The organism is Curtobacterium sp. AB7, from assembly GCF_044909335.1.
Lineage (GTDB): Bacteria > Actinomycetota > Actinomycetes > Actinomycetales > Microbacteriaceae > Curtobacterium.
Map to the genome: position 1 here is coordinate 198359 of NZ_JBIYED010000005.1, position 13998 is coordinate 212356.

The window sequence follows — 13998 nt, forward strand, 5'->3', positions numbered from 1 at the left end:
CGGGGCGTGGTCGCCGGTCAGTGCGTGGTCGCGGGGTGTGCGACGCGGATGGAGGTGGAGCCGAGCTCGGCGGGCACGTCGACGCATCGGTCGATGCCACGGGCGGCGAGCATCTCGGTGTCGTCGAGCCGGGAACGCAGGACCACCTGTGGACCGCGACCGTCGGGTTCCGCCGACGCGACCGCGAGCCAGGCGGCGGCGAAGCGCCCGCCGGGGGCACAGTCGGCACGCATCCCGTGCCGGTCCGCGCCGTCGGGCAGCACGTCGTCGAGCACGAGCGCCGTGGCCGGCGGTGCAGCGGCGGTGCCGGTGGCACCGGACCGTGCGACGGCGGCGAAGGCCTCCCCCGCCGGCTTGACCCGGCCGTCGTTGGTGAAGAGCCCGAGGTCGTACTCGAGCTCCGGGAAGTCGGCGAGCGACCTGGCGACGTCGTGCGAGCACCACCAGGTGACGCCGAGCACCTGCTGCGCCCCGAGCACGTGCCGGATGGTCTGCTCGGTGAACGAGGCGGCGTCCTCCGGGGCGACGACGTTGGTGGGCGCTCCCACTTCTTGCAGCCAGTTCGGCCGTGCGGGGTCGCGGTTCCAGGCTGCGGCGAGCTGGAGCAGGTACTCCCCGTGCCGCACCGAGCCGGACCCGAGTGCGCCGTGCAGCGCCGCCGAGCCGTTGAACACCCACGAGTGCGTGACGGTGGCGTCACCGTGGTCCGCCGCGTGCTCCGGTCCGAACGGCTGCGCGTCGTCGTACCAGGCCGCGTCGTACTGCGCGACGGTGATCAGCGGCCGTGGACGCGGCCGGCTGCCGGACGGGGCCGACGCGGAGGAGTCGACCCGGGCCTCCCGGCCGGACGAACCGGACGAACCGGACGCGAGCCCGGAACGTGCCGCGGCGACCATCGCCGCCGCCCACGCGTGCCCCTGCTCCGCCGTGATGTCGTGCGGAGCGGGGTGCGGCGCGTGTGCGAACTGGTTCACCTCGTTGCCGATGGTGATGCCGAGCAGGTTCGGCTTGTCCGCGACCGCCGCGGCGAGCGCCCGGACGTACGCCGCGGTCGACGCGACGACGTCCGGGTCGGTGAACATGTTCCGACGGTGCCAGCTGTCCAGCCACGACGGCACGAAGTCGAAGCTCGACAGGTGCCCCTGCAGGGCGTCGACGTTGACGTCGAGCCCGAACGAGCCGGCGATGCCCACGACCGTCGCGACGTCCTGCAGTGCCGACGCCCGGATGAGGGTGCGGTTGGGCTGCACCACCGGCCAGAGCGGGAAGATCCGCACGTGGTCGGCGCCGAGCGAGGCGATCGCCTCGAGGTCCCTGGCGGTGTCGGACGGTGAGAAGTCGAGCCACGAGTGGAACCAGCCGACCGAGGGCGTGTAGTTGACCCCGAAGCGCATCAGCCCTTCACACCGCCCTCTTCGACGCCCTTGAAGAAGAAGCGTTGCAGGACGGCGAAGATCACGGCGATCGGGATGAACGCGATCATGGTGCCGGCGGCGATCATGCGCTGGTCGGTCGCGAACGTGCCCTGCAGGTACTGCAACCCGACGGTCAGGGTGAGGTTCTCCGGCGACTGCAGCACGATGAGCGGCCACAGGAAGTCGTCCCACGCCCCGATGAACGAGAAGATCGCGATGACGGCGATCGTCCCCTGCACGGCGGGCAGCGAGATGTACCGCAGCCGCTGCATCGCGTTCGCACCGTCCATCACCGCGGCCTGGTCGATCTCCTCGGGGATCTGCCGGAACGCGTTGAACATGAGCAGGACGTTGAGTGCGGCGATCATGCCGGGCAGGGCGACGCCGACCAGGTTGTCGGCGAGGCCGAGGTCCTTGACGGTGACGAACTGCGAGATGATCGTCGCCTCGCCGGGCAGGACGAGGGTCGCGAGGAACAGCCCGAGCACGAGCTTGCGGTGCCGCCACTGCAGCCGCGCCAGGGCGAAGCCGGCGAGGGTCGCGAAGACGATGTTGCCGAACACGTCGATCGCGGCGACGAGCAGCGAGTTGCCGATGTAGCGCCACACCGGGATCGCGGCGGCCACCTTCAGGTAGTTCTCGATGGTCGGCTCGGTCGGGATGAACGACGGGTTCGCGGTGTAGATGTCCTCGCCGGCACCCTTGAGCGAGGTGGACAGCTGCCACAGGAACGGGCCGATCGTGATGAAGAGCACCACGATGAGCAGGACGTAGCGCACGACCTTCTCGCGGGTCGACATCACGCCCCAGACCGCGCGACGGCGCTTGCGGGGAGGCCGGGAGGCCCGTCCCCCGTCCGTCGCTCCAGTCACGTCCGGCGTCGGGCTGGCTGCACCGCGCGCCCCGCCCAGGGCGGGTTCGGTGGTCGTCGTGTTCGTCACTTGTCCGCCTTGCTGTTCATCCGCGCGAGGGCGAGCATCGGGATCAGCGTCACGACGAAGAGCAGGAGGCTCAGGGCGGACGCGTAGCCGAGGTTGCCGGTGAAGCCGCGGGCGTACTGCTGGATGAGCATGACGAGCGAGTTGTCCTGCCCGCCGGGCCCACCGGTGCCGTTGGTGAGGATGTAGAGCTCGCTGAACACCCGGAGCGCGGAGACGCACACCAGGATCCCGACGAGCGTCATGGTGCCGCGGACCCCCGGCATGGTGACCGACCAGAACCGTCGCACCGATCCGGCGCCGTCGAGGGCGGCCGCTTCGTGCAGGTCCTTGCCGACGTTCCCGAGGGCCGCGAGGAAGATGATCATGTAGTAGCCGAGGCCCTTCCAGACCGTCAGGCTGATCGCGCTGAGGAGCAGCAGCCACCGGTCGGTCAGGAACGGGACGCTGCCCTGCACGACGCCGAGCGCCTGCGCCATCTCGTTGATGACGCCGCGGTCGTCGAGGATCCAGGTCCAGATGAGCCCGACGACCACGGCCGACGCGATGACCGGCGTGTAGAACGCCGTGCGGAAGAACGCGATCCCCGGCAGCTTCTGCTGGACGAGCACCGCGATGAGCAGCGGCAGCACGGTCAGCAGCGGCAGGCAGATCGCCATGTAGATGACGCTGTTGAGCAGCGCCTCCCACACCTGCGGATCGGCGAGCAGGGTCTCGAAGTTCGCAAGGCCCACCCACTGGCTCACGCCCCCCAGCGGGCTGGCGTTCGTGAACGACAGCCGGACGGTGTTGATCGACGGCCAGAGGCTGAACGCGACGAGCCAGACGAGGGCCGGCAAGACGAGCAGCCAGGGCGTGAACCAGCGGTTGGCGCGCATCAGCCGTTGGCCAGCAGGCTGTTCATCTTGGTCTGGGCGGTCTGCAGCGCCTTCTCCGGCGCGACCTGGCCCTTCATGGCGAGGGCGATCTGCTGGTCGAGGAAGTCCGTCATCGCGGAGTTCGCCTCGACCGGGTTGAGGACCTTCGCGGTCTTCAGGGCCTCGTTCGCCAGGACACGGGCCTCGCCGTTGACGGTGCCGTCGTCCTTCGAGAAGTACGGGTCGGACTGCGACGACGTGGTCGACGGGAAGATGTTGACCTTGTGCGCGAACGCTTCCTGGTTCTCCGCGTTCGTCATGAACTTCGCGAACGCCTCGGCCGTGGCGAGGTGCTTCGACTTGGCCGACACCGACAGACCCTGCACGTACAGCGGCGGGGTGTCGAGTGCGGGGCTGACGGTGACCTTGCCCTTGAGCGACGGGTTGTTCTTCTCGAAGTCGGCGAGCGACGTGGCGCCGCCGGTGGTCCAGGCGACCTTCTGCTGCGTGAACAGGGTGGAGTTGCCGAGGTAGTCGCTGTTCAGCACGTTCGAGGGCATGTAGCCGTCCTGGTACGCGTCCCTGTAGCGCTCGATCAGGTCGGCGGCCTTCGACGAGTCGGCGAACGTGAACTTCGTGCCGTCCGCGTTGAGGACCTTCACGCCGGCCAGGGTGAAGTCGCCGAGGCCGGGCTTCCGGCTCATCAGGTAGTCGGTCGGGCAGTTCTCGTGCATGGTCTTCGCCTGCGTGAACAGCTCGTCGGTGGTCTTCGGCGGGTTCTCCGCGTCGAGGCCGCACTTCGTGAACATCGTCGCGTTCCAGTAGTCGACGTCGGTGTTGAGGTACCAGGGGTAGCCGAACGTGCCGTCCACGCCCTTGTACTGGTACGAGTCCAGGGCGCCGGAGACGTAGGTGCTCGCGAGCTTGGCGTCGTCCTTCGCGACGTCCTGCAGGAACCCGCGCTTCGCGAGCGGCAGGGCGATGTCCGGCGGCAGGTTGATGACGTCGGGCAGCGAGTTCGACGACGCCTGGCTGAGCACCTTGTCGGCGTAGCCGTCGCCCGGCTGGTCCTGCAGCTTGACCTTCGCGTCGGGGTGGGCCTTCTCGAAGTCGGCGATCACCCCGTTCAGGTAGCCCGTGTACGTCGGCGTGAGCGCCCAGGTCTGCAGCGTGATCGACCCGCTGATCTCCCCGCTGCCGGTGTCGGCCGCGTTGCCGCCGCTCGAGCAGCCGGTCAGGACGAGTGCCGTGGCGGCAGCTCCTGCGAGCAGCGCTGCGGCGCGGCTCCTCGTCGCACGTGTGGTGGTCCTCATGGCGTCTGACTCCCTCGTCATCCTGCTTCGTCATCGTGCTGAACCGGTTCAGTCCCTGCGGCTGAACCCGCTTGTGGCAGTGACTATGAAGGACTAAAACGCTATAGTCAAGCCCGTGGCCACGAACCGTCGAACGACGATCTCCGACATCGCCGCGCGTGCCGGCGTGTCCGTCAGCGCGGTCTCGTTCGCCCTCAACGACCGCCCCGGCGTGTCCGACGAGACCCGCGAACGCGTCCGCGCGATCGCCCGCGAACTCGACTGGCAACCGCACACCGCGGCCCGCGCCCTGGGCGGCGCAAAAGCCGGGTCGATCGGCTTCGTGCTGAACCGGCCGGCCCGCACGCTCGGCACCGAGTCGTTCTTCGGTGACCTGATCTCCGGCATCCAGCTCGGGCTCGCCGGCACCCACGTCGGGATGAACCTGCTCGTGGCACGCGACGCGGCCGAGGAGCTCGAGACCTACCGGGCGTGGTGGCGTGGGCACCGGGTCGACGGTGTCGTCGTCATCGACCCGCGGCGCGACGACGACCGGCTCACCCTGCTCGCCGAACTCGGCATGCCCACGGTCGTGGTCGGCTCCCACCCCTCACCAGAGGGCTCCGCACCGAGCGTGTGGATCGACGACGGCGACGCGACCGACACTGTCCTTCGGTACCTGCACGCGCTCGGGCACCGGCGCATCGCGCACGTCGCCGGGCGCCCGGAGTTCGAGCACACCGCCATGCGGATCGAACGCGTCCGGGCGTTCGCGGCGGCCGAGGGGCTCGCGGACGCCGTGTCGATCCCGACCGACTACTCCGCCGAGGCTGGCGCGAGTGCGACCCGCACCCTGCTATCCCGCAGCAGTCGGCCGACGGCGATCGTGTACGACAACGACGTCCTGGCGGTCGCCGGGCTCGGGGTCGCGAGCGAGATGGGCATCGCCGTGCCGACCGACGTCTCGATCGTGTCGTTCGACGACTCGGCGATGATCCAACTCGTCCGGCCGTCCATCACCTCGCTGACCCGCGACACCGTGGAGCTCGGGCAGCGCGCGGCGACGCTCCTGCGCGCACAGATCGACGCCGATGCCCCGTTGCCGTCACGCCCCGGGCCGCCACTGACCCTCAGTGTCCGGGAATCGACGACACGCGCGCGGTCCTGACCCGTCGTCGGCACCATCCGACACGCCCAGCACTCTGCTCGTCTGCGTCCACAGCACGCGGCGGACTTGACTCACGTTCGAACACACGTTCGAATACCGTCGTGGGACGGCGTCGCGAGAACCGGTGGCAGCCCCCGGAACACCCGGAGGTCGAACGTCCGCGCGCCTACTCACTGTCCGAGGACGCCCGCGGGCCCGACGTCTGCCACGCCGTCACCCCCGTGCCGGTCTGGGCGTGGATCCAGTTCCCGACCTTCCACGTCCGGGTGAAGGCCTTCGCGAAGAGCTGGACGCGTGACGCCGTCATGGTCGAGTGGGCGCAGTTCGGACAGCAGGCGGACGCCTGGGTGTGGCGGTCGGCCGTGAAGCACCGCACCCTGCGTGCCGACCAGCCGGAACGCGCGATGCGGAGTCCGCAGAACGCAGCGCGTTGACTTCCGGCCACACCCCGAGGATCGTTTACCGAACACCGGTTCGGCAAGTAACTCACTGATCGAGGCATTCGTTCGAGTGCCGCTCCGGGACGAGGAGGCACCATGAAGAACACAGCGGTGCCGTCCTGGGTCGCCCACGTGCTCACCCCACCCGAGGTCATCAGCGCCTACGTCGAGGCCCGGGTCAACGACCCGGCCCTGCTGTCGGGTGAACACACGGAACCCACGTACGCCGACTTCCTCGGCGACGAGTAGACGGTCGTTCAGCGGCGTCGGCGGCGCGCGGACAGCGTGACGCCGACGCTGGCAGCGGTGACGCACACCAGCGCCACCGTCTCCAGCACGGACAGCCCCTCGCTGAGCACGACGAGCCCGGCCAGCGCGGCGATCGCCGGGCCGAGACTCTGCAGCACGCCGAACACCCGCGTCGGCATCCGCCGCAACGCCAGCATCTCGAGGGCGTAGGGCAGCACGCTCGACAGCACGGCCACCACGCCGAAGACGAGCAGGAGCACGGGTTCGCGGACCACGCCGTCGACCGCGGACGGCAACCCGAACGGCAGCGACACGAGCATCGCGACCACCATCGACACCACCAGGCCGTCGACACCCGGGATCGCGGCGCCGACGTGCCGGTTCATCACGATGTAGCCCGCCCAGCAGGCCGCCGCGAGCACGGCCCAGACGACGCCGCCGACCTCGGTCACGGCGCTCGGGCCGACCCCGAGCAGGACGACGCCGGCGAGCGCCAGGGCGGCCCAGAGGGCATCCCGCCACCGCCGGGTGTGCACGAGGGACAGGGCGAGTGGACCGAGGAACTCGATCGTCACCGCGACCCCGATCGGGATGGTCGCGAAGGCCAGGTAGATGAAGACGTTCATCCCGCCGAGCGCCAGCCCGAGGCCGACCGCGCCGAGCCACTGCGCGCGGGTCCAGTGCCGGACGCGAGGACGGACGACCAGCGCGAGCACCACCGCGCCGATGACGAGCCGGAGCGTCGCGGCCCCGACCGCGCCGACGTCGTCGAAGTGGGTCTTCGCGATCGCGGCACCGACCTGGACGGACACCATCGCGGTGAGGGCGAGCAGCGGAGCCGGGATCCGGTCGGTACCGCGGGCCTGGTTCATCCGCGGGCCCGGCTCATCCGAGGTAGGCGAGCACGGCGAGGACGCGGCGGTGGTCCTCGCCGGTGTCCTCGAGCGCGAGCTTGCCGAAGATGCTCGACACGTGCTTCTCGACGGCGCCGGTGCCGATGACGAGGGCGCGGGCGATGGCCGCGTTCGTGCGGCCCTCGGCCATCAGACCGAGCACGTCGCGTTCGCGCGGGGTGAGCGCGGCGAGCGGGTCGCGCCGCCGGCTCATCAGCTGCGTGACGACCTCGGGGTCGAGCACCGTGCCGCCGGCGGCGATCCGGCGTACGGCGTCATCGATCTCCTCGAGCCGGGTGACGCGGTCCTTGAGCAGGTAGCCGATGCCCGTCGCACCGGCGGCGAGGACGTCCTCGGCGTAGGTGGCCTCGACGTACTGTGAGAGGAGCAGGACCCCGGTGCGCGGGGCGATCCTGCGGGTCTCGACGGCTGCGCGGACGCCTTCGTCGGTGAAGGTCGGCGGCATCCGGACGTCCATGACGACGACGTCGGGAGCGCCGTCCGGCAGCGTCGCGAGGAACGCACGGGCGTCGGCGTACTGGCCGATGACGTCGATGCCGGCTTCGTCGAGCACGCGGGCCAGGCCCTCGCGCAGCAGGACGGCGTCGTCGACGACGACGGCCCGGATGCGTGCTGCATCCGGGCCGTCTGTCATGCCGACCAGCCTAGTGGGAGCACGGGCGCTCCCGTGGGAGCACGGGCGCTCCCGTGGGGTCACGACCGCGGGTTCGCCGTCGTGGGCACGCCGTTCAGGGCACCGAGCGGGATCCGCGCCGTGGCCTCGGTCGGGCCGCCCTCGGGGCTCGCGACGACCAGGTCGCCGTCGAGTGCACGCATCCGGCCGATCAGGCCCTCGATGCCGTGGCCCTGCTGGGGTCGTGCGCCGCCGCGGCCGTCGTCGGTCACGCTGACGGTCAGGTACCAGAGCCCCGAGGCGTCGACCACGAGGCCGAGGTACACCCCGGCCGTCGTCGCACCGGCGTGCTTCATGGTGTTCGTCAGGAGTTCGCTCACCGTGAAGTACACGTTGCGCTGGATCTCCGTCGCGAGCTCGAGGCCCTCGGGCAGGCGGACGTCGAGGCCGACCGGGATTCGGGTGCGGGCGACGAGGGCTTCGAGGGCCGCCACGAGCCCGCGGTCGAGCAGGATCGGTGGGGCGAACCCGCGGGACAGTGCACGCAGTTCGTCGAGGGCGTCCTGCGCGTGCTCCGAGGCCTCGCCGATGAGCTGCTTCGCCTTCTGCGGGTCCTTGTCGAACGCGCGTTCCGCTGCCGACAGGTCCATCCGGAGCCGCACCAGGCGCTGCTGCGGGCCGTCGTGCAGGTCGCGCTCGATCTGGCGCAGGGCCTGGCCCTCGGCGGTCACCGCACCGGCACGGGAGGCCTGGAGTCCGGCGACGCGCTGCTCGAGCTGCTCGGCACGGAACCCGCCGAGCAGACCGAAGTCCACCCAGTAGTGCGCGATGACCGAGCCACGGGCCCAGAGCGGGAACAGCACGACCGAGGCGGCCATCGACAGCAGCCCGAGGAACCCGAAGCCGACGACGGAGGTCATGTCCCACCCGAAGTACTGCGCGCTCAGGCCGTTCGCGAACGCGACCACCGCGAGCCCGACGGGCCAGAGGAACCCGGCGAGCAGCAGGACGCCGGCGCCCACGGTGAAGAGCGCGACGAGCGGGTACACGACCGCTGCGTGCAGCAGGTAGAGCCAGTAGTGCGGGTTGGCGACCGCGGAACCGGTGCGCGTCCACCAGTTCTGCTGCCAACGGGGCGTCCAGTCCACCGGGCGGATCGGACGCCGGTCGGCCCATCCGATGCGGAGCTTCTCGAACTGTCCGAGCCACCGCGCCACGAACAGCGCGATGAAGAACATCAGCAGCACGAACGGGTTGAACAGGTCGCGGAAGCCGCCGCCGAAGATCGCCGCGGGGAACGCGAAGTAGAGCGTGCAGAGCAGCACCCCGGTCAGGGCCATGTACCCGAAGTCGCGCGGCAGGCGCTTCCAGGACTCGCGGTAGAACGCGCCGGCGGTCATGCCGGAGCCCGCACTGCCGCCACGACCGCCACCCGGTGCCGATCCGTTCGCCGGGGTCGCTTCCCACGACGCCGGCGGGGTCTGCTGTTCGTGCTGTCGCGGGTACTGCGGCATCGGCTTGGTGGCTCCAGGTGGGACGGAGTCGCCCAGCGGGACGGTCTGGGCCTGGTCGGGCGAGGGTGTGACGTCGTCCAGCGGGACGGTTCGCGCCTGGTCGAGGCGGTCGGTGTCGGTCATGACTCCAGCCTCGCGATCACGGGGCCGTTCCCCCATCCTGCCCCCTCCCCACCCCGGGTGGGGTTATCCCCCCGTTCCGCCGACTACCGGGGCACCATGGCGGCGTCACGGGCGCGGGAGTAGTGTCCGGGTATGCAGAACATCACGGGGGTTCGGGTGGTCTCGGCCGCGGCTGTCGTCGCAGCGGTCGTGTTCGGGGCGCGCGGACTGGTGGGGACGATCTGGCTCGCGCCGTGGGACCTGCCGAACGGACTGCTCCTCGTCGCCACGGCGCTCGCCGGACTGGCCGGCGTGGTCGTGCTCGTCGCCGCGGTGCGCGCTCGGGACCGTCGGGCGCTCGCGTTCGCGGTGTCGGTCCTGGCGTTCGCGCTCCTGTGGCCCGCGCCGAGCTGGGTTACCGAGGTGCTCCTCGTCGTCGCGCAGGGTGCACTCGTGGCGTTCGGGGTGCTGACCATCCGGAACGAGGACGGCGTGCAGCGGGCCTTCGGCTGGGTCGTCGCCGTGGCGGCGTCGCTGTGGTTCGTCGCCGCGCTGCTGTCGAACACGGTGCTCCTGACGGCGCTGCCGCAGGAAGCACTCGGCATCACGTTCTCCGTCCCGGGGCTGCTGCAGACCGTGGCCTACTTGGCGGCGACGGTGCTCGTCGCCATCCCGCTCCTGCGTCCGGTGGGCCGGGGAATGAACGCGCTCTGGGCCTCGGCCGAGGTGCGCTGACTCCGCAACGACGCTGAGGCCGCAGGGCCGCAGGGCCGCAGGGCCGCAGCGCCGCAGCGCCGGCGTGCGCCCCTCAGTCGGCCCGTGCCGCCAGGCGCTCGGACCGGCGCACTGCCTGCTCGTCCGGGTCGGGCACCGGCGCAGCCTGGATGAGTCGACGCGTGTAGGGGTCCTGCGGTGACCGGAGGATGGCGTCGCGGGTCCCCTGCTCGGCGACCTTCCCGCCGTGCAGCACGACGACCCGGTCGCACAGCGTGTCGACCACGGCCAGGTCGTGGGTGACGAACAGGCACGCGAAGCCCAGGCGTTCCTGCAGCTCGCGGAAGACGTCGAGCACCCGCGCCTGCACCGAGACGTCGAGGGCGCTCGTCGGCTCGTCGGCGATGAGCAGTGCGGGGTCGAGTGCGACGGCGCGGGCGATCGCGACGCGCTGCCGTTGTCCGCCGGAGAGCTCGTGCGGGAAGCGCTCGCGGTACCCGCCGTCCAGGCCGACGTCGGCGAGGAGCCGGTCCACCCGTTCGTCGATCTGGGCCGACGGCAGGCGCAGGATCTGCCGGAGCGGCTCTGCGACGGTCTGTCCGACCGTGTAGCGCGGGTTGAGCGACCGGAGCGGGTTCTGGAAGACCACGCCGACGTGTCGCCGCATCGCCCGACGAGCTGCTCGCCGGGCGACCGCCACGTCGGTGCCCTCGACGACGACCGAACCGGACGTGATCGGTGCGAGCCCCACGGCGGCGCGGCCGATGGTGGTCTTGCCGCTGCCGGACTCGCCCACGAGTCCGACGATCTCACCGCGACCGACCGTGAACGACACGTCGTCGACCGCGCGGAACCGCCCGCGCAGTGCACCGCCGTACTCGACCACGAGGTGCCGGACGTCGAGGACGACCGACGGGGCCTCGGTGACGGGGTCGACCCGCGCCTCCCGGCCGACCTCGGTGCCCATGCGTGGGACCGCAGCGAGCAGGTCGCGGGTGTAGTCGGCGGACGGTGCGGAGAAGACCGCGGCGACGGTGCCCGTCTCGACGACGCGACCGCGGCGCATGACGACCACGCGGTCGGCGATGTCGGCGACGACGCCCATGTCGTGGGTGATGAGGAGGATCGCGGTGCCGGTGCGTTCCCGCAGCGCACGCAGGACGTCGAGCACCTCGGCCTGCACCGTGACGTCGAGTGCGGTGGTCGGCTCGTCGGCGATGAGCAGGTCGGGGTCGGCGGCGAGCGCCATCGCGATCATCACCCGCTGCGCCTGTCCGCCGGAGAGCTCGTGCGGGTACTGGCCGAGCCGGCGTTCGGGTTCCGGCACCTCGACGGCACGCAGGAGTTCGAGCGACCGCGCACGGACGGCGGCGCGGTCGTGCGAGGCGTCGGCGCGGCGGACGGCCTCGGCCAGCTGGAACCCGACCGTGAACACCGGGTTGAGGGCAGCCGACGGGTCCTGGAAGATCATCGACACGCTGCGGCCGCGGACCCCGCGCAGGGTGCGCTCGTCGGTGCCGAGCACCTCGAGGTCGCTGAGCCGGATGCTGCCGGAGGACCGCGCCCCGTCCGGCGCGATCCCCATCGCCGTCATCGCCGTCATGCTCTTGCCGGAACCGGACTCCCCGACGACGGCGACGACCTCGCCGCGGCCGACGGTGAACGAGGCGTCGTCGACCGCGCGGACCTCGGCGCCGTCGACGTCGAAGGTCACGGACAGGTGGTCGACGGTCAGGACGTCGGTCATGGGGTCTCCGAGCGGTCGGTGCGGTCGCGGGCGGCCTTGAACGCCTCCCAGTCCTCGAGCATCTTGTGGTGGTGGCCCTGCAACCACTGCATGTAGTCGCGGCCGTTGAGCAGGCGCTCACGCACCTCGGCGTCGACGTCGCCCGCCCCGGTGCGGCCGGCGTGCTCGACGACGGCCAGACCGTGTCCGATGACGTCGCGCTGCCGGTCGAGGTACTTCCGTTCGCCGGCGAGCCAGGAGCCCCAGACGTCGGCCTCGGCACGGAAGTAGTGGCTGCGCTCGCCGGCGACGATCTGCCGCTTCACGAACCCGGAGTCGACGAGCCGGCGCGTCGCCATCGAGACCGAACCGGAGCTGGCGCCGAGCGCGCGCTGGAGATCGGCGGAGGACGAGTGCGGCGCGCGCGTCATCATCAGGTAGCCGAGCACGCGGGCGTCGGTCAGGGGCATGCCCGCACCGTCGTTGAGCATGAGGGCGAACTCCTCGACGAACGCCTGGCGGTCGGGTCCGAGCACGACGTCGTCGTGCCCGGCACGGTCGTCGTGCCCGGCACCGTCGTCGTGCCCGGCACCGTCGCCCCGACCCTCCACGTCACTCACGGTGCCAGCCCTGCCGCGACCTCGGGCGACTCGGCCGGGATCGTCCACGGTTCCTCGGTCATGCCGCCACCGGCACGGATCGACCGGACGGTACCGTCGGCGTCGCGCGTGAAGGTGATGTCCTCGTCGACCGAGCCGAAGCGGTTGCCGTGCGTCATCCGGAGCGTGTCCGCGTCGACGACCTCGAGCCGGGTCGGGGTGTCGAGCGGTTCCGGTCCGGACGGGTCGACCTCGACGAGCCGGTCGCCGATCCGGGCGATGTCGCTGACGCCCCACGGGTTGGCGAAGCGTCCGGTGTAGGTGGTGGTGTCGACGTCGTCGGGCACGGGGGTGCCCGGCGCGGACGTGTCCGCCGCGGCGTCGAGCATCTGCACGATGGCGGTGGCGATGAGGGTGGCTGGCCCCGCGGCAGCGCTCGTCAGCACGGACACGACGAGTCCGGATGCCGGGTCGAACAGCGACTGGGTGATGTGCCCGGGGAACCCGCCGGAGTGGCCGCGCACGTCTCGCCCCCCGATGCGGTCGACGATGAACCCGGCGCCGTAGCCGCGGGCCGCCGGGTCCTCGGTGGCGCTCCACGCCTTCCGCTGCGCGAGCCGCTTCGAGTGGTCGTCGAGCAGGGTGCCCTGGCCGATGACGTGCTGCGAGAAGTACCGGACCAGGTCGGACGCGGTGCCGTGGAACCCGGTCGCCGCGGCCATCGCACGGGTGTCGACGTGGTCGATGCGCTGCCGAGACCGGGCGGTGTGGAAGCCGGTGTACCCGACCACGAAGTCGTCGGCGCGGGTGGGGTCCCAGTCCGGTCCGGTGTTGCGGAGGCCGAGCGGTTCGGTGATCGACTCGCGGACGAAGTCGTTGTAGGACTGCCCGGACACCGCTGCGATGACGAGCCCGAGCAGCGAGTACCCGAGGTTCGAGTAGTTGAACGACGACCCGGTGGGGACCTTCTGCCCGCGGTCGAGGACGAGCGCGAGCAGCTCCTGCTCGTCCGGGAACGGGCGGAGCAGCGACCAGTAGTCACCGTCGTGGCCGTCCCGGATGACCCCGGCGCCCATCTCCATGAGTTCCCGGATCGTGGCGTCGGCGAGCGGCGACCCGCCCTCGACGAGTGCCGGGACGTACGTGCCCACGGTGTCGTCGAGGCGGAGCGACCCGCGCTCGGCGAGCTGCAGGAGCGCGGTCGCGGTGAAGGTCTTCGAGTGCGAGGCGATGCGGAACAGGTCGGTGGTGGTCAGGCGGCGACCGGCCTCGACGTCGGCGTAGCCCCAGGCCTCGTCGAACAGCACCTCGCCGCCGAACCCGATGGCGACCTGCACGCCCGGCACCCGCAGCTGCCAGACCTTGTACGAGACCCACTCGTGGACGTAGGGCAGGGTCTTCCGGTACGCGGAGAGGGTGTCGGTCACGGTGGTCCTTTCGAAGGGCGGTGGTTCGAG

Annotated in this window: 14 protein-coding genes; 4 read left to right on the top strand and 10 right to left on the bottom strand. The window is 71.1% G+C overall.

From position 1 onward, the window contains the following. Positions 1–17 precede the first annotated feature (17 nt). Genes ABH929_RS12645 through ABH929_RS12660 form a run of 4 tightly spaced genes read right to left on the bottom strand, consistent with a single transcriptional unit; the run spans position 18 to position 4523 of the window. Complete coding sequence (locus ABH929_RS12645; protein WP_404561486.1) at positions 18–1394, bottom strand: glycosyl hydrolase; 1377 nt, start codon at positions 1392–1394, stop codon at positions 18–20. Further along, entirely contained in the window at positions 1394–2356 is a 963-nt protein-coding gene (locus tag ABH929_RS12650; protein WP_404561487.1) for a carbohydrate ABC transporter permease, read from the bottom strand. The genes ABH929_RS12645 and ABH929_RS12650 overlap by 1 nt, the downstream gene beginning before the upstream one ends. Further along, positions 2353–3231 (bottom strand): carbohydrate ABC transporter permease, encoded by an 879-nt coding sequence (locus ABH929_RS12655; protein WP_123673340.1) that lies wholly within the window; start codon positions 3229–3231, stop codon positions 2353–2355. The genes ABH929_RS12650 and ABH929_RS12655 overlap by 4 nt, the downstream gene beginning before the upstream one ends. After that, the gene (locus tag ABH929_RS12660) at positions 3231–4523 is read right to left on the bottom strand and encodes an ABC transporter substrate-binding protein (RefSeq protein WP_205464211.1); all 1293 of its coding nucleotides are present in this window, start codon (positions 4521–4523) and stop codon (positions 3231–3233) included. Before ABH929_RS12660 ends, ABH929_RS12655 begins: the two co-directional genes overlap by 1 nt. A gap of 115 nt (positions 4524–4638) precedes the next feature. Between ABH929_RS12660 and ABH929_RS12665 the strand changes: the two genes are divergently transcribed. The 3 genes from ABH929_RS12665 to ABH929_RS12675 all read left to right on the top strand — a co-directional run bounded on the left by ABH929_RS12665 (position 4639) and on the right by ABH929_RS12675 (position 6359). After that, positions 4639–5670: a LacI family DNA-binding transcriptional regulator gene (locus ABH929_RS12665; protein ID WP_404561488.1), complete on the top strand. Its 1032-nt coding sequence runs from the start codon at positions 4639–4641 to the stop codon at positions 5668–5670. Positions 5671–5771: 101 nt separating this feature from the next. Then, a complete protein-coding gene (locus ABH929_RS12670; RefSeq protein WP_263091763.1) occupies positions 5772–6104 on the top strand; it encodes a hypothetical protein in 333 nt (110 codons plus the stop codon). A 102-nt stretch (positions 6105–6206) separates the two neighbouring features. Continuing rightward, entirely contained in the window at positions 6207–6359 is a 153-nt protein-coding gene (locus ABH929_RS12675) for a hypothetical protein (RefSeq protein ID WP_159572741.1), read from the top strand. Positions 6360–6367: 8 nt separating this feature from the next. Here ABH929_RS12675 and ABH929_RS12680 read toward each other — a convergent pair whose 3' ends face one another. Genes ABH929_RS12680 through ABH929_RS12690 form a run of 3 tightly spaced genes read right to left on the bottom strand, consistent with a single transcriptional unit; the run spans position 6368 to position 9523 of the window. Further along, positions 6368–7231, bottom strand: coding sequence for an EamA family transporter (locus tag ABH929_RS12680; RefSeq protein ID WP_404561489.1), 864 nt, complete (start codon positions 7229–7231; stop codon positions 6368–6370). Positions 7232–7244: 13 nt separating this feature from the next. Further along, positions 7245–7907 carry a response regulator transcription factor gene (locus tag ABH929_RS12685; protein ID WP_111084503.1) on the bottom strand — a complete coding sequence of 221 codons (663 nt, stop codon included), beginning with the start codon at positions 7905–7907 and terminating at the stop codon, positions 7245–7247. Between the two features lie 59 nt (positions 7908–7966). Beyond that, positions 7967–9523 (bottom strand): sensor histidine kinase, encoded by a 1557-nt coding sequence (locus ABH929_RS12690; protein ID WP_404561490.1) that lies wholly within the window; start codon positions 9521–9523, stop codon positions 7967–7969. A 132-nt stretch (positions 9524–9655) separates the two neighbouring features. Here ABH929_RS12690 and ABH929_RS12695 point away from each other — a divergent pair, with 132 nt between their 5' ends. Continuing rightward, positions 9656–10237 carry a hypothetical protein gene (locus tag ABH929_RS12695; protein WP_404561491.1) on the top strand — a complete coding sequence of 194 codons (582 nt, stop codon included), beginning with the start codon at positions 9656–9658 and terminating at the stop codon, positions 10235–10237. A gap of 73 nt (positions 10238–10310) precedes the next feature. On the opposite strand, the gene ABH929_RS12700 is transcribed toward ABH929_RS12695, so the two are convergent. From ABH929_RS12700 to ABH929_RS12710, 3 genes are read right to left on the bottom strand one after another with little or no spacing between them, the layout of a single operon-like run. Further along, positions 10311–11963, bottom strand: a complete 1653-nt coding sequence (locus tag ABH929_RS12700; protein WP_404561492.1) for a dipeptide ABC transporter ATP-binding protein — start codon at positions 11961–11963, stop codon at positions 10311–10313. Then, the gene (locus tag ABH929_RS12705; RefSeq protein WP_404561493.1) at positions 11960–12562 is read right to left on the bottom strand and encodes a GbsR/MarR family transcriptional regulator; all 603 of its coding nucleotides are present in this window, start codon (positions 12560–12562) and stop codon (positions 11960–11962) included. The genes ABH929_RS12700 and ABH929_RS12705 overlap by 4 nt, the downstream gene beginning before the upstream one ends. Beyond that, the gene (locus ABH929_RS12710) at positions 12559–13968 is read right to left on the bottom strand and encodes a serine hydrolase (RefSeq protein WP_404561494.1); all 1410 of its coding nucleotides are present in this window, start codon (positions 13966–13968) and stop codon (positions 12559–12561) included. The genes ABH929_RS12705 and ABH929_RS12710 overlap by 4 nt, the downstream gene beginning before the upstream one ends. Between the last annotated feature and the right edge of the window lie 30 nt (positions 13969–13998).

What these genes read in the sequence shown, in the direction of transcription:
- ABH929_RS12645 (WP_404561486.1), bottom strand. Translation starts at nt 1,394, where the DNA reads ATGCGCTTCGGGGTCAACTACACGCCCTCGGTCGGCTGGTTCCACTCG.
- ABH929_RS12655 (WP_123673340.1), bottom strand. Translation starts at nt 3,231, where the DNA reads ATGCGCGCCAACCGCTGGTTCACGCCCTGGCTGCTCGTCTTGCCGGCC.
- ABH929_RS12660 (WP_205464211.1), bottom strand. Translation starts at nt 4,523, where the DNA reads ATGAGGACCACCACACGTGCGACGAGGAGCCGCGCCGCAGCGCTGCTC.
- ABH929_RS12675 (WP_159572741.1), top strand. Translation starts at nt 6,207, where the DNA reads ATGAAGAACACAGCGGTGCCGTCCTGGGTCGCCCACGTGCTCACCCCA.
- ABH929_RS12680 (WP_404561489.1), bottom strand. Translation starts at nt 7,231, where the DNA reads ATGAACCAGGCCCGCGGTACCGACCGGATCCCGGCTCCGCTGCTCGCC.
- ABH929_RS12685 (WP_111084503.1), bottom strand. Translation starts at nt 7,907, where the DNA reads ATGACAGACGGCCCGGATGCAGCACGCATCCGGGCCGTCGTCGTCGAC.
- ABH929_RS12690 (WP_404561490.1), bottom strand. Translation starts at nt 9,523, where the DNA reads ATGACCGACACCGACCGCCTCGACCAGGCGCGAACCGTCCCGCTGGAC.
- ABH929_RS12695 (WP_404561491.1), top strand. Translation starts at nt 9,656, where the DNA reads ATGCAGAACATCACGGGGGTTCGGGTGGTCTCGGCCGCGGCTGTCGTC.
- ABH929_RS12700 (WP_404561492.1), bottom strand. Translation starts at nt 11,963, where the DNA reads ATGACCGACGTCCTGACCGTCGACCACCTGTCCGTGACCTTCGACGTC.